Genomic DNA, 17,325 nt, shown 5'->3' with positions numbered 1-17,325 from the left:
AGGAGCCCACCGTGGGCACACCAGTAATCGTCGAGGCAGTACGCACCCCGATCGGAAAGCGCGGTGGCTGGCTGTCCGGATTGCACGCCGCCGAGGTCCTTGGCGCCGCTCAGCGGGGCATCCTCGACCGCTCCGGCATCGACCCCGAACTGGTGGAGCAGGTGATCGGCGGTTGCGTCACCCAGGCCGGTGCGCAGTCGAACAACATCACCCGGACCGCGTGGCTGCATGCCGGCTTGCCCTGGCAGGTCGGCGCCACCACGATCGACTGCCAGTGCGGCTCCGCCCAGCAGGCCAACCACCTGATCGCAGGCCTGATCGCCATCGGCGCGATCGACGTCGGAATCGCCTGCGGCATCGAAGCGATGAGCCAGGTGCCGCTCGGTGCGAACGTCGGCGAGAACGCCGGGCCGCGCAGGCCCGCCGACTGGGACATCGACATGCCCAACCAGTTCGAGGCCGCCGAGCGCATCGCCCGTCGCCGCGGAATCACCCGGGCCGACGTCGAGGCCCTCGGAGTCCGTTCACAGGCACGAGCCAAGCAGGCCTGGGACGAAGGGCGTTTCGACCGGGAAGTGTTGCAGGTGACCGCACCCGTCGTGGACAAGGAAGGCAACCTCACCGGCGAAACCCGGGTCGTGACGCGCGATCAGGGTCTGCGCGACACCACCGCGGAGTCGCTCGCCAAGCTGAAGCCCGTTCTCGAGGGCGGCATCCACACGGCGGGCACGTCCTCGCAGATCTCCGACGGCGCCGCCGCCGTCATGCTGATGGACGAGGCCAGGGCACGCGCGCTCGGCCTGAAGCCCCGGGCCCGCATCATCTCCCAGGCGCTCGTCGGCTCCGAACCCGAATTCCACCTCGACGGGCCCGTCCAGGCCACGGCGCGCGTCCTCGAACGCAGCGGCATGAAGATCGGCGACCTCGACCTGTTCGAGGTCAACGAGGCGTTCGCCTCGGTGCTGCTGTCGTGGGCGTCGGTGCACGAGCCCGACATGGACAGGGTCAACGTCAACGGCGGTGCGCTTGCACTCGGACATCCCGTGGGCAGCACCGGGTCTCGACTCATCACCACCGCGCTGCACGAACTCGAGCGCACCGACGGGTCGACGGCACTGATCACGATGTGCGCCGGCGGCGCGCTGGCCACCGGCACCATCATCGAGCGGATCTAGGATCTGCCGATGAACGCACCCGCCCCCGCCCGACCGCCCGGCCTCGACTCGAAGTGGACGGTCTCCTTCATCAAGTGGATGTCGAAGATCAACGTCGTGCTGTACCGGCGGACTGGCGGGCGACTGGGCAGCAAGTGGCGGGTGGGCAGCGCCTTCCCCCGCGGGTTGCCCGTCTGCCTGCTCACCACCACCGGACGGAAGAGCGGCGAGCCGCGGATCAGCCCGCTGCTGTTCCTCGAGGACGGCGACCGCATCATCCTCGTCGCCTCGCAGGGCGGCCTCCCGAAGCACCCGATGTGGTACCTCAACCTGCGCGCGAACCCCGACGTGACCGTCCAGGTGAAGTCGCGGGTTCGGCCGATGACCGCCCACGTGGCGGATCCCGAGGAACGCGCGCGCCTGTGGCCGCGGCTCGTCGACATGTATCCGGATTTCGACAATTACCAGGCCTGGACCGACCGCACGATCCCCGTCGTCGTCTGCGACCGTCGATAGCACTTGTATGTACCGTCGGGTAACGGGTGCCTTGTCGGAGGACATCTTGCAGTATTGACGCGTACGGACTTGTACGACGGCCGAGGGCGAGGAATTGCAGACATGAGTACACAGGTTCAAGATCGGATACACGACCGTCGAGAGCTCACCGCGGTCCTGCTGCGTGCACTCGAGCAGCGCCACGAGGTTCTCGACGCCATCGTCGACAGCGAGGACCACGCCGAGGCCCTCACCACCGTCGCCGGACTCCTCGAGACCTCCGAGGCGTACGCGGAAGCCGTCCTCAACCTGACGTTCCGCCGTCTCACCAAGGTCGAACGGCTCCGCATCCAGACGGAACTGGAGGACCTCGACGCCACGCTGGAGTGGACGTCGACGGACCGGCCAGCGAGCACCGGGCGGAACTTCCGCCTCCGTCCGTTCACCGAAACCGAGGAAGACGCCGACCTGTTCCGGCGCCGCTGCGTCGAGCAGATCGACGATGCGGGCACGCAGTGGTCCGAGGAGCGGGTCGAGAAGGAACGCACGGAAGGCCTGAGCCGTGTCGACGACGAGTCCGCCGCATGGTTCGTGTGTGAGGACACCACGGAGAACACGCCCGTCGGCATGGTGTTCGGTGAACTGTCGGGACGCGAGGTCGACGTGGCCATCTGGATCTCCCCCGACGCCCGGAAGAAGGGCTACGGCACCGCGGCCGTGAAGCACAGCCGTCAGGAACTCGCCGCGGAATTCCCGGGAACGGTCCTGGTCGTCCGCGCTCCCGCCTGACCCGCACGTGAGTGGCGATGCGTGCGGGAGCACGCTTCGCCACTCACGTGCGGTGGTCGGGGTCGCGCTGCTTGGTGACGCCCTGGGCCCAGCGGTAGTCGGGCTTGCCGCTCGGTGTCCGCTGGACGGTGTCTTCCACCCACACGAGGCGTGGAATCTTGTAGCCGGCCAGGCTCTGCCGCACGTGTTCCTCGAGCCCGGCGAAGTCGACGCCCCGACCGTCGCGCGCCTGCACGACCGCGGAGACCCGGTGCCCCCACCGTTCGTCGGGGACGCCGACCACGATGGCGTCGTACACGTCGCGGTACGCCTTCACCGCGCTCTCGACCTCCTCGGCGAACACCTTCTCGCCGCCGGTGTTGATCACCATGTTGCCGCGGCCGAGCAGGGTGATCGATCCGTCGGCCTCGATCCGTGCGCGGTCGCCGGTGACGACGACGGGTCGCCCGTCGACATCCCGGAAGATCTCGCGGGTCTTCTCCGGGTCGTTGTAGTAGCCGAGGGGAACGTACCCGCCCTTCGCGAACCAACCGTCCTTCCCCGACCCCGGCTCGACGGGAACGTCGTCCTCGTCGATCACCAGGGCGTACCGTCCGGCAGGCACCCGGGGCCCACCCACCTGCTTTTCCCCTTTGGTCGCGAAACCGATTCCGCCGAAGCCCGTTTCCGACGCGCCGATCGAATCGGAAACCAGTAGTCCCGGGAACGCCTCGAGGAAGGCGTCCTTGATCACCGGTGAGAACAGCGCGGCCCCGGATGCCACCACACCCAGGCTCGACGTGTCGGTGCGCGACGGCTGATGCGCCTCGATCAGCGGCCGCCCCATCGCGTCGCCGGTGATGATGAGGATCTGCACCCTGTGCCGCTCGACGAGCTCCCACGTCCGGTCGGCATCGAACTTCGATTCGAGCAGCACGGTGTTTCCGCTGAACAGCGCGGTGAACGTCGGCATCATCGCGGCCGCGTGGATCAACGGCGGCAACGCGAACCACAGGGTCGGCTCACCCTGCGACCCGACCCGCGACTGCTGGTACTCGTCGTCGATCGCCTCACCGGTGTAGAAGTCGAGACCGCCCGCGAGGACGCGCCAGATTGCCTCGTGCGTCCACACCACACCCTTGGGACGACCGGTTGTGCCGCCGGTGTACATGATGAACAGGTCTTCGGGGCTGCGTTCGCCGAAGTCCCGGTCGCCACTGCCGGACAGCGCCTCCTCGTACGGCACCGAATCGCTGGGCACACCGGCGCCGCCGAGATCGTCCTCGACGACGACGGTGTGCCGGATCCTCGGCAGCGAGGGCAGGACCTCCGCGATGCGCGGCGAGTAGATCCGATGGTGGACCACGGCGTCGAGTTCCGCGTTGCCGTAGACGTAGGCGAGTTCGTCGCTGGTGTAGCGGTAGTTGATGTTGATCGGGACCGCGCGAATCTTGTACGCCGCCAGCAACGTCTCCATGGTCTCGATGGAGTTGTGCAGGTGCACGCCGATGTGCGAATCGACGGTCAGCCCGGCACCGCGGAAGTGGTGGGCAAGCCTGTTGGCGCTGTCCTCCAGTTCCCGGTAGGTGACGCGACGGGCGCCGCAGATCAGCGCGACCCGTTCCGGCATCGCATCGACGGAATGCTCGAAGAGGTCTGCAAGGTTGTAGGCCACGGAGGCGTCCTCTCTCAGACGACTGTGAGTGGTAGGGGTATTCCTCGATCGGTGAACGCGAAGTCGGCTCCTGTGCTGAACCGGGTGAGCGCGACCTCGGGCGCCTCCTTCGCGGGCGGCTCACCGATCACGACCTCCACGGTGAGCGCCGCATCAGTCTCCTCGACCACCTGCACCGCGAAGCGCGGCGATACCCCGCGCACGAGCGCAGTCAACGGCCCGAGGTGCTCGGCGTCGATCATGGACGGCCACGCCCCGTCCTCCCCGGCTCCGCAGTCCCGGCCGAGGGTCAGCAGCATGCGGTCGCCGAGGGTGACCGTGACGTCCACGTACTGACGGGGATTGAGCGCCGGATGCACGGCGAGGACGACGGCGAGACCCTCGAGATCCGCGGGCAGCCCGAGCGCGTTCCGGATCCGCTCCGACGTGAGGCCGGCGATGCCCGTGAGTTGCTTGCGGGCGATGTCGAGCGCGGCCGCGGCATCGGTGCGGGCCCGCACCGCGAGCAGGAAACCGAGGGTCAGCAGGTGCTGCTGCACGCACACCTCCTCCGCCGTCCGGGTCAGAGCCGAATGGGAGAAGTCCCGGAACCGCAGATCATTCAGGAGCGCGCCCGCGTAGTCGGGCCGTCCCGGCCCGCCGCTGTCGATCGGCGACAACTCGACCGTCGCCGCCCTCGACTTCCCCACCGTCACCAGCCCGTCCGGAATCGGCGGTGGCACGTGGGCGTCGTCGATGGTGACCGTCCAGAGGCAGTGCGGTGTCCGGTCCGCAGGTCTGCGGGGCGGACGGTGCACGGGACGCACCCGCGCGTGCGGGTTGGTGGCCAGGGCGGTGGCGTCGAACGTCGGGTCCTCGATGTCGTGGCACATCGCCGTGACGTACTCGTCGCCCATCGGTTCGACGTCCATCAGCGCCCCGCAGTGATCCAGCCAGAATTCGCCGTGATCGTGATCGGTGACGCGGTACCGGAAGTCCATGAACTGGGGCGGCGCCCCGATGTCGAGTTGCAGGCCCTTGAAGATCGTCACGACGCCGTCCCCCTCGAATCCCAGCGCGCGTTGCATCCGTCGCGTGTAGAGGGGACTCGACGCCATCCACTCCTCGATCGCGACCTGCGTCATGCCCTCGCGACCGAACGCCCCGATCAGATGCGGCATACCGGAGCGGTCGATGAGATGACCGCACAGGAGCAGTTCCGGAACGAGAATCGCGAGATCCTCGCGGGACAGATCGGCGAACGACGCCGGAACCTTCACTGTACTCACCACAGCGGGACCGGGGCCGTGCCGACCGGATACCACCCCGGCAGCCGACCGGACGTCGCGCGCTGGATCCGCACGTTCATGCCGTCGGACATCGCGTTGTTCGTGATCATCTCGAGGAACAGACTCGAGACGTTGCCGAAGTCGAAAAAGTCACGCTGCCAGGACCATTGGAAGTTGCCGCCGTACCGGAACCAGCTGCCGCCGATTCCGGTGACCTGATAGTGCGTGCCGTCGCCGCGGGTGCGTTCGGACACCTGCTTCCAGAATCCGATGACGTCGCCGCTGCGATCATCGACGACGAACTGCTGGTACGGGTACTGCCAGCCCTCGAGCCCGTCCATTTCCTGCCCGAGCGCCAGGTCGCGGATCTCGTCCCGGCCGACGGCCATGAAGTCGTCCTTCGGCCCGTAGTTCCATCCGTACGTGGCGTCGTCGGTGTACATCTCGGCGAGCGGCTTCCAGTCGCCGAGCGATTCGCACCGCTTGTTCTCGTCCACCCAGCGCTGCACCATCTCGTCGAGCTCCGCACGATCGAACTGTGCCACCGGGCCGATCCTTCGATCGAACTGTGTCATCGGGTATCTCCTTCAGAGTCGTCGTCCGCGAGGATCCGCAGGGCCTGGGTCGGGCAGAAACGCACGGCGCTCTCGACTTCGGCACGCAGGTTCTCGGGTGGGTCGGTGTCGAGGATCCCGACCTTGCCGTGCTTCGGGACGGCGAAGACGTCGGGTGCCTCCATCTCGCACACGGCATGACCCTGACACAGGTCGAGATCGGCTTCGACCTTCATCACGTGCTTCGCTTCCGGTACCTCACCGTGCACGGCTGCTGCAGCTGCACCACCATCTTGCTGTGATCGTTGCGGTACGACTCGGAAGGTTGCGCCATCTCGAACTCCCAGTTCTGCAGGAGAATCGAGAAAATCGCCTTCAACTGCATCAGCGCGAACGCCGCCCCGACGCAGCGGTGCCGACCGGCGCCGAACGGAATCCACGTCCAGCGGTTGACGATGTCTTCCTGGTTGGGGTCGATGTAGCGCTCGGGGTCGAACGTGTCCGGGTTCGGGAAGTCCTCCGCGATCCGGTTGGAGATCGCCGGCGTGGCCGCCACCAGATCGTTCTCGGCGATCCGGTAGCCGCCGACCTCGAACTCGCCCCGCGCGACGCGCAGCAGAATGATCAGGGGCGGGTGCAACCGCAGCGTCTCCTTCAGCACCGCTTCGAGTTTCGGGATCTGCCGAAGCGCCCCGAAACTGATGTCGGAGCCGTCCGAATAGAGGTCGTCGAGTTCGGCGACCACCTGCTTCGCGTAGTCCGGGTGCCGCAGCAGCTCGATCAGGGTCCAGGCCGCGGTGCCGGACGTGGTGTGGTGCCCGGCGAACATCATCGAGATGAACATGCCGGTGATCTCGTCCGCCGTGAAGCGCTCGTTGCCGTCCTCGTCCTTGATCGAGACGAGCACGTCGAGCATGTCCCGATCCTCCTTGCCCTGAGGAGGGTTCTCGACGCGCCCGTTCATGATCTCCTGGACGAGAGCCACCAACTGCACTCTCGCCTCGTCCCGTCGGCGGAAGCTCTCGATCGGGGCGCAGGCGTCGACGTACGCGATGGGGTCGGTGCCCTGCTCGAGCTCGTGGTACAGGTGCGCGAACCGGCCGTCGAGCTGCTCCCGGAACTTCGTACCGATCAGGCAGGCCGAGGACGTGTAGATGGTCAGCTCCGCGAAGAATTCGAGGAGATCGATCTCTCCCTCGTCGCCCCACTGCGCCACCATGCGGTCGACCTCGTGGGCGATCGTCGCGGCATGGCCCTTCATCTGCTCGCCGCGTAACGCCTGGTTGTGCAGCATCTCCTTGCGACGCTCGGGGCTCGCGTCGAACACGACTCCCTCACCGAAGATCGGCTTCATGAACGGGTAGGCCGCCTGCTGGTCGAGATCCTCGTCGGTGGAGCGGAAGAAGAATTCGTTGGCCTCGGCGCCCGACAGCAGCACCACTTTCTTGTCGGCGAGCTGGAACACGCCGACGTTGCCGCACTCCTCCCGGACACGGCGCATCAGCGCAATCGGGTCGGTACGCAATTCTTCGAGATGTCCGTGCTCGTGCTCACCGCCGGACACACGTTGCGGGGTAGCCAGGTTCATTCTCCATCCTTTCGCAGGGGCGCCTCGGGCTGCACCTCGATCAGCACCATGTGTGCGCCACGGGGCGCACTGACGGCGGCGACCACGGCGTCCGCGATCGCAGAGGCGCGCAGGAAGTACGAGTGCCGGGCGAATCCCCATTTCGCCCAGTCTTCGAGGACGGGCCCGATGACCTCCTCGGTGGTGTTCATCCCCATGGATGTCTGGGTGGGACCCGGGCGCACGACCGACGCCCGGACGCCAGTGCCTTCCAGTTCCATTCGCATCTGCCGGCCCATCATTTCGACGCCGGCCTTCGCGACGTTGTAGGCGCCCATCCGGGGCCGGGGGGAGTCGGCGCAATCGGATCCGATCAGGACGAAGTCTCCGCGCCTGCGTTCGATCATTCCGGGAACGATGCGGTGCGCGAGACGCTGCGCACCGATCAGGTGAACGTTGACCTGGCCCAGGAACTGGTCGGGGTCCATCTCGTGTGCGACGGAGAACTCCAGGTCGCCGGCCCCCGACAACGCGATCTCGGTGGGGCCCAGCGCTTTCTCCGCCGCGGTGACGAAGTCGTCGACGGATGCGGTGTCGGTGACGTCGAGGTAGTGCGCGACCGCTTCTCCCCCGTTGCTGCGGATCTTTTCCGCGATCTCCTCGCATTCGGCCACCCGGCGGGCACCGAGCGCGACGGGGTGACCGGCCTCGGCCAGCGCATAGGCCGTCGCCGTGCCGATTCCCGAAGAGGCCCCGGCGACGATCGACGGGCGTCGCTGCGGGTTGGGCTCGAACCTAGGCATCGCGAACCTGCACTTTCATGGGAAGTGTGGCGAAACCGCGCACGTTCGTCGAGTGGACGCGCACACTGTTCGCCTCGTCGATGTCGTAGTCGTCGATGCGGGAGACGAGTTCGGTGAGCGCGATCCGCGCTTCGAGCCGCGCCATGTGGGCGCCCAGGCAGAAGTGGGTGCCGCCGCCGAAGCTCGCGAGCTTGTTGGATGTGTCCCTGCCGATCCGATACTCGTCGGCGTCCTCGAACACCGCCGAGTCGCGGTTCGCGGAGCCGATGAGGATCAGCACCTTGTCGCCGGCGGGAATCGTCCGGTCGTGGAAGTCCAGGTCCACGGACGCCGTCCGCGCGACTACCTGGGTGGACGAGTCGAAACGTAGGGTCTCCTCCACCCACTCCGGCACCCGGCTCGCATCGTCGAACACGTGCCGAGCCTGGCCCGGATAGCGGAAACCCCAGTACAGCGCGTTGCCGAGCAGTTTTGTGGTGGTCTCGTTGCCCGCCACCACCATCAGGAACATGAAGGCGATGATCTCGTCGTCGGTGAGCCTGTCGCCGTCGATCTCCGCCTCGAGCAGGGCGGACGTGAGGTCCTCGGTCGGTTTTCTGCGCCGCTCGGCCAGCATGTCGGCGTAGTAGCCGAAGAGATAGAGGGACGCCTCCATCGCGGCGTGGGGCACGTCGAGGACGCCCTCCTCGCGGTGCACCAACAGGTCGGCGAGCCGCCGGAGTTCGACGCGGTCGGCCTCCGGCACCCCCATCAGCTCCGAGATCACGTCCATCGGGAGCTTGCCGGCGAACTCGCCGATCCAGTCGAACTCGCCCGTCGCGAGCGCCGGGTCGAGGTATTGCCGGGTCAGATCCAGGATCCGCCCCTCGAGTTCGTTTACCCGTCTCGGGGTGAAGCCGCGAGAGACCAACTGCCGCATCCGCATGTGCCGCGGATCATCCAGCGCGAGAAAGGACATTGTCTTGTGGGCGTGCGGGCCGTAGGCCGCCGGGTCGAGCGACACCCCGTTCGCGCTCGACAGGCGCTGGTTGTCGCGGAACGCCGCGACGACGTCCTCGTGCCGGGACAACGCCCAGAAGTCGAGTTCCTCGTTGTAGTAGAGGGGCGCTTCTTCCCGCAGTCTTCGATACGTGACGTACGGATCTTCGTGGAAGCCATAGTCGTACGGGTTGAACGTCACCGGATTGTGTGACATCCCGGGCATCGAGGCTGCGGTCATGGCATCTACTCCAGAATCAGCTTGGCGGAAGTTTCGAGTCGATCGGCGAATTGGGCGTAGGACCCGTATCCCATCCCCGCGCGGACCAGGCCGCCGGCGTACAGCAGCTCCAGCGCCTCGAGGACGTCGGGACTATGGCCGTCACCCAGTGCGGCGGCCAGGCGGTCGCGGATCTCCAGCCCGATGCGGGCGCGGAGGTGCTCCACGTCGGGGTCGCGGCCGAGCAGCGCGTTGGTGACGGCTCCGGCGAGTTCGGGTTCGTCCGCCACCAGGAGAGCGATGTGGCGGAGCACGGCGACCACGCGTCCGGTGCGATCGAGTCCCTCGTCCACCGGCTGCGGTGAGGCGGCGAGGCGCCGCCAGAAGACCTCGGCGACGAGGTGCTCCTTGGACGAGAAGTACGTGTAGGCCGTCGCGGGCGCGACCCCGGCGATGCCGGCCACCGAGCGGACGGTGAGTCCCGCGAATCCCTCTTCGCGCAGTACTTCGACTGCCGCTTTGGTGAGGCGGTCGACGGTGTCGGCCTGCTTCTCGGTCAGACGGCGGCGGGTGGACTCGAAATTCATACTACTGGACACGTGTCTGGACGCTACTACAGTTGCCGACGGCTGGCAACGAAAATCGGGCTCTCACACCGGACTGCGCGGGTGGATTCGCACGGGCATCGTCTTGATGCCGCTGATGAAATTCGACCGCAGCCGCGCCACCGGCCCGGTGGGTTCCGCACGGTCGATCCGCGCGGCGAGGGTCTCGAACAGGATCTTCAATTCGAGCCGCGCCAGGTGGGCGCCGAGGCAGAAGTGCACTCCGCTGCCGCCGAACGCGATCTGCGGGTTGGGGCTCCGGCCGATGTCGAAGCGGTACGGCTCGTCGAAGACGTCCTCGTCCCGGTTCGCGCTCGGGTAGTAGATCACCACCTTGTCGCCGGCCCTGACCAACTGATCGCCGATGTAGGCGTCCCGGGTGGCGGTGCGACGGAAGTCCATCACCGGCGTCACCCACCGCAGAATCTCCTCCACCGCACTCGCCGCCAGTTCCGGCTCGGACTGCAGCCGCCGCCACTGGTCGGGATGATCGATGAAGGCCTGCATCCCACCGGCGGTCGCGTTGCGCGTCGTCTCGTTCCCCGCCACCACGAGCAGGACGAAGAACATGTCGAATTCCATCTCGGTGAGCGTGTCGCCGTTCTCGTCCGGCTGCACGAGCTTGGTGACGATGTCGTCGCGAGGCTCGATGCGGCGTTGCGCCGCAAGCTCGTTGGCGTACAGGAAGATCTCCGCCGCAGCCATCTCGCCGTCGGCCTGGGTGGTGCCGTACTCGGGATCGTCGAAGCCGATCATCCGGTTGGACCAGTCGTAGAGCCTGTCGACGTCCCCGGCGGGCGCACCCAGCAGCGCCGCGATGACCTCGAGCGGCAACGGCGCCGCCGCCTCGGGAACGAAGTCGACGTCGCGTGCCTCGAGCAGCCGATCGACGATCCGGGCACAGATGTCGCGGATGTGACCCTCGAGCACTTTGACTGTGCGCGGGGTGAATCCGCGGCTGACGAGTTGCCGCAGCCGCGTGTGACCGGGTGGGTCGAGGTTGACGAGCATGGCAGCCTGCTTCGCGCGGGTCTGCTCGTCGAAATCGTCGATCTGGGTGGTACCCACCGCCGACGAGAACGTCGCGCTGTCGCGGGACACGGCGACGACGTCGGCATGCTTGGTCACCGCCCAGAATCCGGTGCCGTTCTCCTCGGGCTGCCAATAGACGGGTTCGCTCGCCCGCAGGTGGTCGAAGAACGCGTAGGGGACCCCTTCCGCGTAGACGTCGGGGGATTTGAGATCAATCCGAGACGCGGTCATACTCTGCTCCTCGATCGATAAACGAATGGGATGTGTCTTAAACTACACACTTTCATTTCTAATGGAAGCCCTTATGCTGGGCTCATGGCGAAAGGGCAGAGCGGACCGATCCGACGGCGCACACTCACTCGAGACAAGGTCGTGGATGCCGCGATCGAGATCATCGACGAACTCGGCTGGGAGCAACTGTCGATGACGAGCCTCTCCGCCCGGCTGACCGTGGTCACCGCGTCGCTCTACAACCACGTCCGCAACCTCGACGACATTCGCGGCGCCGTCCAGGTGCGCACCATGGCGGAACTCGGTGCCCACCTGCGCGAGATCGCCATGGGCCGAAGCGGTCCCGACGGCCTCTGCGCGCTCGTCGACGCACACCGCGCGTGGGCCACCGACCATCCGCACCGGTACCAGACGCTCACCACCGCACCCGTCGACCGGGATGCCTTCATCTCCGCCGCATTGGACGCCAACACGGCACTGCGCACGATGCTGGCCTCGTGCGGACTGCCGCCCGAGGACACCCTCGACGCGGCCGTGAGCATCTTCGCCGCCATGCACGGCTTCGTGATGCTCGTGAACACCGACTTCCTCGGCGACGAGCTCGACCTGGACTCGATCTACGAGTCGGTGCTGCGCGGAGCACTGTCCAGCGTCGGGTGGCCGGAGCGAACGCACACCCCGTCCTGAAAGGCCATTACCCCTATTGTTGCCGTTCTCAGGCCCAGGCGTCGGAAGGGTTCGGCCGCCACGTCGAGATCGCCCAGATCACCACCACGTCGAGCGCGATGATGAGCACCGACCACCACGGGTAGTGCGGCAGCCATAGGAAATTGGCCACGATCGAGATCGCGGCGATCACGATCGCCGACACCCGGGCCCACGCGGCGCCGGTGAACAACGCGAGGCCGGTCACCGCGACCAACGCACCCAGCACGAGATGGATCCAGCCCCAGACCGTGAAGTCGAACTTGTAGAGGTACTCCACCCCCACCACGAACTCCTCGTTCTCATAGACCGCGGCGAGCCCTTGGAAGAACTGCAGGAGTCCGACGGTGACCATGATGACCGCTGCCCCCATCGCGGTCCCCGCCGCGACGCCCTGTTTGACCGACGAACCTTCGGACATGACGCCCCTTCCTCGCCGCAACCCACTGCCGGGTGCATTCATTGTCCGCCGGTTCGATGTGCGTTTGCGTCGAAACCGCGGGGTTTCCCACCTACCTGGAATTCGGATTGCTCCGGCCGAGGAGTCCACCCGACACAGCCGGCGAGACCGTTCGGTTGCCGCGAATCCCTCGCGCGCCCTGGTGCTCGGCACGTCGGAGGAGATGACCTTGTCCCCTATCCCGCCGTCGCGTGGTCAGGCGACACTGGCGGTGACCGGGAGGGGTGCCCGTGCCCCGGCCGCTCCGCTCGGTCCACAACTGCGCACCGAAAGTAAACGAACCGAATCGAGGCGATGTTCGCCAACCCCGGCTCGGACGGCACCGACTCGGAGTCGTCGCCCACCTGAACTGGCCACGCATGCTCACCCTCGGTACTGCGAGGAAACCGGGCGACGACATCACTCGAATTCGGGGGCCCGCCCACCGCCCCACAACTGCTCTGTGAGGTCCTGGAAGCACACGAACGTGACGGGGTCATCCTTCCGGCGCAACACCGACCTGCTCACCGCTGCACGCACAACGAAACCTTCGCGATGGGCGAGTTCGATTACCTTTCCCGCAAAGTCCCGCAGCAACGCCACCGATGCGGGGCCGCCCGGCGACGACGCCGGAACGACCACGTCCGCGACCGAGCACCCGGCGAACCAGTGCTCGGGGTACCCCAGCATCCGCTCGAGTGCCGGGTTGGCATGCACAATCACCCCCTCTTCATCGACAGCGAGGGCGGGAACCGGAAGCCGCTCGAGCAACCTCAGCGCCGGAAGCTGCTCCACATAGCCCAGCGGGGTGTTCGGGGCCGACCGTCGCCTGTCCCTACCCGGCCCTGCCGACGCCCACCTCCGTCTCCCCCAGCGGACCAACACATCGAACCGTGCCAGACCGAACAGTGGAGGCAACGTCGATGGTCGGCCAGATCGTCGAATTATTGTTGCCCGCGATCGTCCGGCACCAGCACATTCACCGGGAGGACACTGTCGAACAATTTTGGTGCAAAACAACATACATTCTCTCCGTGCGTAATTCCGACACAGAGTGCTCGGTTATCCGCGGGCCTCTGCGTCAGCTTCATTGGGCCGCTTTCGCCCAGGCACAAGTCGATTCCACGAGCCGCTATCCGCCGCCAGAGCGACGTGATTACCGAAAGTCGTTGCGCTCGTGTAATTTTCGACCTTGATTCGTACGCGGCGTCGCCCGCCGCGTACGGCGGGACGATTTCACTCGCCCGTGCGGGACGCGGGTTCTGCCGATGTAGGCGTCGAGTTCCCGCGGCGTGATGCATTCCATAGTAGCGGCACGGAATCCGAAAGACTTATCCCTACGGGACGTAGGGCTGATCTTTCCGGGACACGTCGCCGGCCGCCTACGACGAAGTCGTGGCCCATGTGATGCCGGACAATTCAATCACCGCTCACCGTGAGCGGAACCCACCAACTTCGCCAGCTCGTCGAGCGACCACGGCGGCTCGGTCTCGTGGTCGCGGTAGGCCAGCACAGTCGGAGCCGGCCGGTCGAATCTGCCGACGAAGCACCCTGATCCGGCGAAGATCCCGCCGGTGATTCCGGCGGCGAGGTCGGTGGCCAGGAAAACGTACAGCCGGGCGACGTAGTCGGCGGGTGCTGGATGCAGCGAGCCGTAGCGCGTTGCGTCGTCGAGCATCCCTCGTCTGTGCAGTTCCTCGATGTGCTGCTCGTACTCCGCGCCCACGGACAGGCGGGTCCTCGCACCAGGGCACACCACGTTGGCGCGGACGCCGGACTCGGCCAGTTCGGCCGCGATGGCGAGTGTCAGGCTGTTGACCGCCCCCTTGCCGGCGGGATATCCGGTTCCGCCGTAGCCGCCGAGGAACGCGAACGAACTCGTGTTCACGATCGCTCCGCGCCGCCGTTCCGCCATCAGGGGCGCCGCGGCCCGGCACGTGCGGAACGTCGCCGTCAGGTGCGCATCGACGAGTTCACGCCACTGCTCGTCGGTGACGGTGAGGATGGACGACCCGGCAGGCTCCGCGACACCGGCGCAGTTGATCAGCACGTCCACCTGGCCGAACGCACATTCCGCGGCGTCGACCAGCGCTTCGGCGACGCCGTCGGCAGCCGCCGAACCTGCCACCGCGATCGCCCGGCCACCGCCGAGCACGATCTCGTCGGCCACCTTCTCCGCCGCGCCCGGATCACGGCCGTTGACCACCACGCCGGCCCCCTCTGCCGCGAGCGCGTGCGCGACGGACCGGCCGATCCCCCGGCTCGAGCCGGTCACGACGGCGCCTCGCCCGTCCAGCCGTCTGTCGTCGCGTGAATTCATCACACCTCCGCCGAACTCGTCATTGCGGCATCCAGTTGTTCAAACTATAGTCCAGACACATGTCCAGTTTTCGGAGATCGCTGTGACACTCACCCGATTCGGAAGCGAAAACCCATGACTCTGCGCCCCACCGACAGCTCTGCTCTCCTGATCGACGGCAAACTGATTCCCGGTTCCGGCGGCACGTTCGAGGTGATCAACCCGGCCACCGAGGAGGTACTCGGGAGAGCCGCCGACGCCACCGCGTCCGACATGGACGCCGCGATCGCCGCGGCCCGGCGGGCCTTCGACGACACCACGTGGTCCCGCGACCACGCCTTCCGCGCCCGCTGCCTGCGGCAGCTGCGCGACGTGCTGCAGTCCCACGTCGAGGAACTGCGCGACATCACCATCGCCGAGGTGGGCGCCCCCGCCTTCCTCACCAGCGGACCGCAACTCGAAGGCCCGGTCGCCGACCTCGGGTATTTCGCGGACCTCGCCGAAAGCTATTCCTGGGAACAGGATCTGGGCATCGCCGAGCCGATGGGCATCAAGACCCGCCGACGCGTCCTCAAGGAGGCCGTCGGCGTCGTCGGGGCCATCACACCGTGGAACTTCCCGCACCAGATCAACTTCGCCAAGATCGGCCCCGCACTGGCGGCCGGCAACACGGTGGTCCTCAAACCCGCGCCCGACACTCCGTGGTGCGCCGCCCTCGTCGGGCACCTGATCGCCGAGGAGACCGACCTCCCGGCCGGTGTCGTCAACGTCGTCACGTCGAGCGACCACTCCCTCGGCGCTCAGCTCTCCACCGACCCCCGCGTGGACCTCGTGTCGTTCACCGGTTCGACCGCCACAGGCAAGGCCGTGATGGCGGCGGCGTCCGAGTCGCTGAAGAAGGTGTTCCTCGAACTCGGCGGCAAATCGGCGTTCATCGTGCTCGACGACGCCGATCTCGCCGGTGCGTGTGGGGTCGCCGCGTTCACGGTGTCCACCCACGCGGGGCAGGGCTGCGCCATCACCACCCGGCTGCTCGTTCCCCGCGAGAAGTACGACGAGGCGGTCGAGGCCACGGCCCGGACTCTCGGCGGCTTGCACGCGGGCGATCCTGCGAAACCCGGCACCATCTGCGGTCCCCTCATCTCCGCGGGGCAACGCGCCCGCGTCGAGGACTACCTGCGGCTCGCGCGGGAGGAAGGCGGCACGATCGTGGTCGGTGGCGGCCGCCCGGCCGATCGGGACCGTGGATTCTTCGTCGAACCCGCCCTGATCACCGGCCTCGACAACACCGCCCGGGTGGCTCGGGAAGAGATCTTCGGACCCGTGCTGGTGATCATTCCCCACGACGGCGACGACGACGCGATCAGCATCGCCAACGACTCGCCGTACGGGCTGTCCGGGTCGGTGTGGGGCACGGACCCCGCACGCCTGAAGCGAGTGGTCGACGGCGTGCGCACCGGAACGCTCAGCGTCAACGGCGGCGTCTGGTATTCCGCCGACGCCCCGTTCGGCGGTTACAAGCAGTCCGGAATCGGCCGCGAGATGGGTGTGGCCGGGTTCGAGGAATACCTGGAAACCAAGCTGGTCGCGGAACCGGCCCAATACTAGAGGGAGTCAATCGATATGGGACGTTTCGACGGAAAGACCGCCATCGTCACCGGCGCCGCGCAGGGCATCGGCGAGGGCTACGCGCGCGCCCTCGCCCGCGAGGGCGCCAACGTGGTGGTGGCCGATCTCAATGCAGAGCTCGGTGAGACCGTGGCCAAGCAGATCAGCGCGGACGGCGGAACTGCGGTGTTCAAGGACGTCGACGTCGCCGACGAGGATTCGGCGAAGCAACTCGCCGAGTTCACGGTCGAGAAGTTCGGCGGCATCGACCATCTCGTGAACAACGCCGCGATCTACGGCGGTATGAAGCTCGATCTCCTCATCACCGTGCCGTGGGACTACTACAAGAAGTTCATGGCCGTGAACTTCGACGGCGCCCTCAACGTGACCCGGGCCGTGTGGCCGCACATGAACAGCGGCGGTGGCGGCTCCATCGTCAACCAGTCGTCCACGGCCGCCTGGCTGTACTCCGGCTTCTACGGCCTCGCGAAGGTCGGGATCAACGGCCTCACCCAGCAACTCGCCCACGAGGTGGGCGGCATGAACATCCGGGTCAACGCCATCGCGCCCGGACCGATCGACACCGAAGCCACCCGTACCGTCACGCCGGGAAATATGGTGGCAGACATGGTCAAGACGTTGCCGCTGAAGCGGATGGGCACCCCCGACGACCTCGTCGGCGCCTGCCTGTTCCTGTTGTCCGACGAGGCGAGCTGGATTACCGGGCAGATCTTCAACGTCGACGGCGGACAGATCTTCCGCTCTTAGCGGCTCCCGTGTGTGGCGGCTGGGATTCCTAGCTCAGACTGCACCAGCGACCACCCCGAAGGAGGGGTTGTGCAAGTGACCGACGTCGTCAACGCTAGTGTGGCCCCGTTCTGCCACAGCCAGTATCACTCCGCCTGCGCACCGGGGCGCAGACGA

General features: G+C 66.8%; 18 protein-coding genes. 6 read left to right on the top strand and 12 right to left on the bottom strand.

Annotated features, from left to right (window positions below):
- Positions 1–11 precede the first annotated feature (11 nt).
- From ACFWAY_RS01210 to ACFWAY_RS01200, 3 genes are all read left to right on the top strand, one after another.
- On the top strand, positions 12–1,175 hold the full coding sequence (locus ACFWAY_RS01210; protein WP_378509590.1) for a steroid 3-ketoacyl-CoA thiolase: 1,164 nt from the start codon (positions 12–14) through the stop codon (positions 1,173–1,175).
- Between the two features lie 9 nt (positions 1,176–1,184).
- On the top strand, positions 1,185–1,670 hold the full coding sequence (locus ACFWAY_RS01205) for a nitroreductase family deazaflavin-dependent oxidoreductase (protein ID WP_378509589.1): 486 nt from the start codon (positions 1,185–1,187) through the stop codon (positions 1,668–1,670).
- 102 nt (positions 1,671–1,772) lie between these two features.
- Positions 1,773–2,438, top strand: coding sequence for a GNAT family N-acetyltransferase (locus ACFWAY_RS01200; RefSeq protein ID WP_378509588.1), 666 nt, complete (start codon positions 1,773–1,775; stop codon positions 2,436–2,438).
- A 43-nt stretch (positions 2,439–2,481) separates the two neighbouring features.
- On the opposite strand, the gene ACFWAY_RS01195 is transcribed toward ACFWAY_RS01200, so the two are convergent.
- The 9 genes from ACFWAY_RS01195 to ACFWAY_RS01155 all read right to left on the bottom strand — a co-directional run bounded on the left by ACFWAY_RS01195 (position 2,482) and on the right by ACFWAY_RS01155 (position 11,350).
- The gene (locus ACFWAY_RS01195; protein WP_378509587.1) at positions 2,482–4,092 is read right to left on the bottom strand and encodes an acyl-CoA synthetase; all 1,611 of its coding nucleotides are present in this window, start codon (positions 4,090–4,092) and stop codon (positions 2,482–2,484) included.
- 14 nt (positions 4,093–4,106) lie between these two features.
- Complete coding sequence (locus ACFWAY_RS01190; protein ID WP_378509586.1) at positions 4,107–5,363, bottom strand: hypothetical protein; 1,257 nt, start codon at positions 5,361–5,363, stop codon at positions 4,107–4,109.
- Entirely contained in the window at positions 5,357–5,935 is a 579-nt protein-coding gene (locus ACFWAY_RS01185) for a nuclear transport factor 2 family protein (protein ID WP_378509585.1), read from the bottom strand. Before ACFWAY_RS01185 ends, ACFWAY_RS01190 begins: the two co-directional genes overlap by 7 nt.
- Positions 5,932–6,150, bottom strand: a complete 219-nt coding sequence (locus ACFWAY_RS01180; RefSeq protein ID WP_378509734.1) for a ferredoxin — start codon at positions 6,148–6,150, stop codon at positions 5,932–5,934. The genes ACFWAY_RS01185 and ACFWAY_RS01180 overlap by 4 nt, the downstream gene beginning before the upstream one ends.
- Positions 6,150–7,502, bottom strand: coding sequence for a cytochrome P450 (locus ACFWAY_RS01175; protein WP_378509584.1), 1,353 nt, complete (start codon positions 7,500–7,502; stop codon positions 6,150–6,152). The genes ACFWAY_RS01180 and ACFWAY_RS01175 overlap by 1 nt, the downstream gene beginning before the upstream one ends.
- Positions 7,499–8,284 carry an SDR family oxidoreductase gene (locus ACFWAY_RS01170; RefSeq protein ID WP_378509583.1) on the bottom strand — a complete coding sequence of 262 codons (786 nt, stop codon included), beginning with the start codon at positions 8,282–8,284 and terminating at the stop codon, positions 7,499–7,501. The genes ACFWAY_RS01175 and ACFWAY_RS01170 overlap by 4 nt, the downstream gene beginning before the upstream one ends.
- Complete coding sequence (locus ACFWAY_RS01165) at positions 8,277–9,503, bottom strand: cytochrome P450 (RefSeq protein ID WP_378509582.1); 1,227 nt, start codon at positions 9,501–9,503, stop codon at positions 8,277–8,279. The genes ACFWAY_RS01170 and ACFWAY_RS01165 overlap by 8 nt, the downstream gene beginning before the upstream one ends.
- Positions 9,504–9,508: 5 nt before the next feature.
- Positions 9,509–10,069, bottom strand: coding sequence for a TetR/AcrR family transcriptional regulator (locus ACFWAY_RS01160; protein WP_378451096.1), 561 nt, complete (start codon positions 10,067–10,069; stop codon positions 9,509–9,511).
- 63 nt (positions 10,070–10,132) lie between these two features.
- On the bottom strand, positions 10,133–11,350 hold the full coding sequence (locus ACFWAY_RS01155) for a cytochrome P450 (protein ID WP_378509581.1): 1,218 nt from the start codon (positions 11,348–11,350) through the stop codon (positions 10,133–10,135).
- An 84-nt stretch (positions 11,351–11,434) separates the two neighbouring features.
- Between ACFWAY_RS01155 and ACFWAY_RS01150 the strand changes: the two genes are divergently transcribed.
- On the top strand, positions 11,435–12,037 hold the full coding sequence (locus tag ACFWAY_RS01150; RefSeq protein ID WP_378509580.1) for a TetR/AcrR family transcriptional regulator: 603 nt from the start codon (positions 11,435–11,437) through the stop codon (positions 12,035–12,037).
- Between the two features lie 28 nt (positions 12,038–12,065).
- On the opposite strand, the gene ACFWAY_RS01145 is transcribed toward ACFWAY_RS01150, so the two are convergent.
- From ACFWAY_RS01145 to ACFWAY_RS01135, 3 genes are all read right to left on the bottom strand, one after another.
- Positions 12,066–12,476 (bottom strand): hypothetical protein, encoded by a 411-nt coding sequence (locus ACFWAY_RS01145; protein WP_378509579.1) that lies wholly within the window; start codon positions 12,474–12,476, stop codon positions 12,066–12,068.
- A gap of 438 nt (positions 12,477–12,914) precedes the next feature.
- Positions 12,915–13,379: a PAS domain-containing protein gene (locus tag ACFWAY_RS01140; protein ID WP_378509733.1), complete on the bottom strand. Its 465-nt coding sequence runs from the start codon at positions 13,377–13,379 to the stop codon at positions 12,915–12,917.
- 538 nt (positions 13,380–13,917) lie between these two features.
- Entirely contained in the window at positions 13,918–14,814 is an 897-nt protein-coding gene (locus tag ACFWAY_RS01135; RefSeq protein ID WP_378509578.1) for an SDR family NAD(P)-dependent oxidoreductase, read from the bottom strand.
- 114 nt (positions 14,815–14,928) lie between these two features.
- On the opposite strand from ACFWAY_RS01135, the gene ACFWAY_RS01130 reads away from it, so the two are divergent.
- Positions 14,929–16,401 carry an aldehyde dehydrogenase gene (locus tag ACFWAY_RS01130; RefSeq protein ID WP_378509577.1) on the top strand — a complete coding sequence of 491 codons (1,473 nt, stop codon included), beginning with the start codon at positions 14,929–14,931 and terminating at the stop codon, positions 16,399–16,401.
- Positions 16,402–16,416: 15 nt separating this feature from the next.
- Positions 16,417–17,169: an SDR family oxidoreductase gene (locus ACFWAY_RS01125; protein WP_007300909.1), complete on the top strand. Its 753-nt coding sequence runs from the start codon at positions 16,417–16,419 to the stop codon at positions 17,167–17,169.
- Positions 17,170–17,325: the final 156 nt, after the last annotated feature.

This window comes from Rhodococcus sp. NPDC059968, assembly GCF_042738615.1.
Taxonomy (GTDB): Bacteria; Actinomycetota; Actinomycetes; order Mycobacteriales; family Mycobacteriaceae; genus Rhodococcus_F.
This window is presented reverse-complemented; position numbering and strand designations above follow the sequence as displayed.

Coding starts and splice junctions, on each gene's coding strand:
- ACFWAY_RS01160 (WP_378451096.1), bottom strand. CDS start 10,069: ATGAATTTCGAGTCCACCCGCCGCCGTCTGACCGAGAAGCAGGCCGAC.
- ACFWAY_RS01130 (WP_378509577.1), top strand. CDS start 14,929: ATGACTCTGCGCCCCACCGACAGCTCTGCTCTCCTGATCGACGGCAAA.
- ACFWAY_RS01165 (WP_378509582.1), bottom strand. CDS start 9,503: ATGACCGCAGCCTCGATGCCCGGGATGTCACACAATCCGGTGACGTTC.
- ACFWAY_RS01180 (WP_378509734.1), bottom strand. CDS start 6,150: ATGAAGGTCGAAGCCGATCTCGACCTGTGTCAGGGTCATGCCGTGTGC.
- ACFWAY_RS01205 (WP_378509589.1), top strand. CDS start 1,185: ATGAACGCACCCGCCCCCGCCCGACCGCCCGGCCTCGACTCGAAGTGG.
- ACFWAY_RS01185 (WP_378509585.1), bottom strand. CDS start 5,935: ATGACACAGTTCGATCGAAGGATCGGCCCGGTGGCACAGTTCGATCGT.
- ACFWAY_RS01145 (WP_378509579.1), bottom strand. CDS start 12,476: ATGTCCGAAGGTTCGTCGGTCAAACAGGGCGTCGCGGCGGGGACCGCG.
- ACFWAY_RS01155 (WP_378509581.1), bottom strand. CDS start 11,350: ATGACCGCGTCTCGGATTGATCTCAAATCCCCCGACGTCTACGCGGAA.
- ACFWAY_RS01200 (WP_378509588.1), top strand. CDS start 1,773: ATGAGTACACAGGTTCAAGATCGGATACACGACCGTCGAGAGCTCACC.
- ACFWAY_RS01175 (WP_378509584.1), bottom strand. CDS start 7,502: ATGAACCTGGCTACCCCGCAACGTGTGTCCGGCGGTGAGCACGAGCAC.
- ACFWAY_RS01170 (WP_378509583.1), bottom strand. CDS start 8,284: ATGCCTAGGTTCGAGCCCAACCCGCAGCGACGCCCGTCGATCGTCGCC.
- ACFWAY_RS01135 (WP_378509578.1), bottom strand. CDS start 14,814: ATGAATTCACGCGACGACAGACGGCTGGACGGGCGAGGCGCCGTCGTG.
- ACFWAY_RS01150 (WP_378509580.1), top strand. CDS start 11,435: ATGGCGAAAGGGCAGAGCGGACCGATCCGACGGCGCACACTCACTCGA.
- ACFWAY_RS01125 (WP_007300909.1), top strand. CDS start 16,417: ATGGGACGTTTCGACGGAAAGACCGCCATCGTCACCGGCGCCGCGCAG.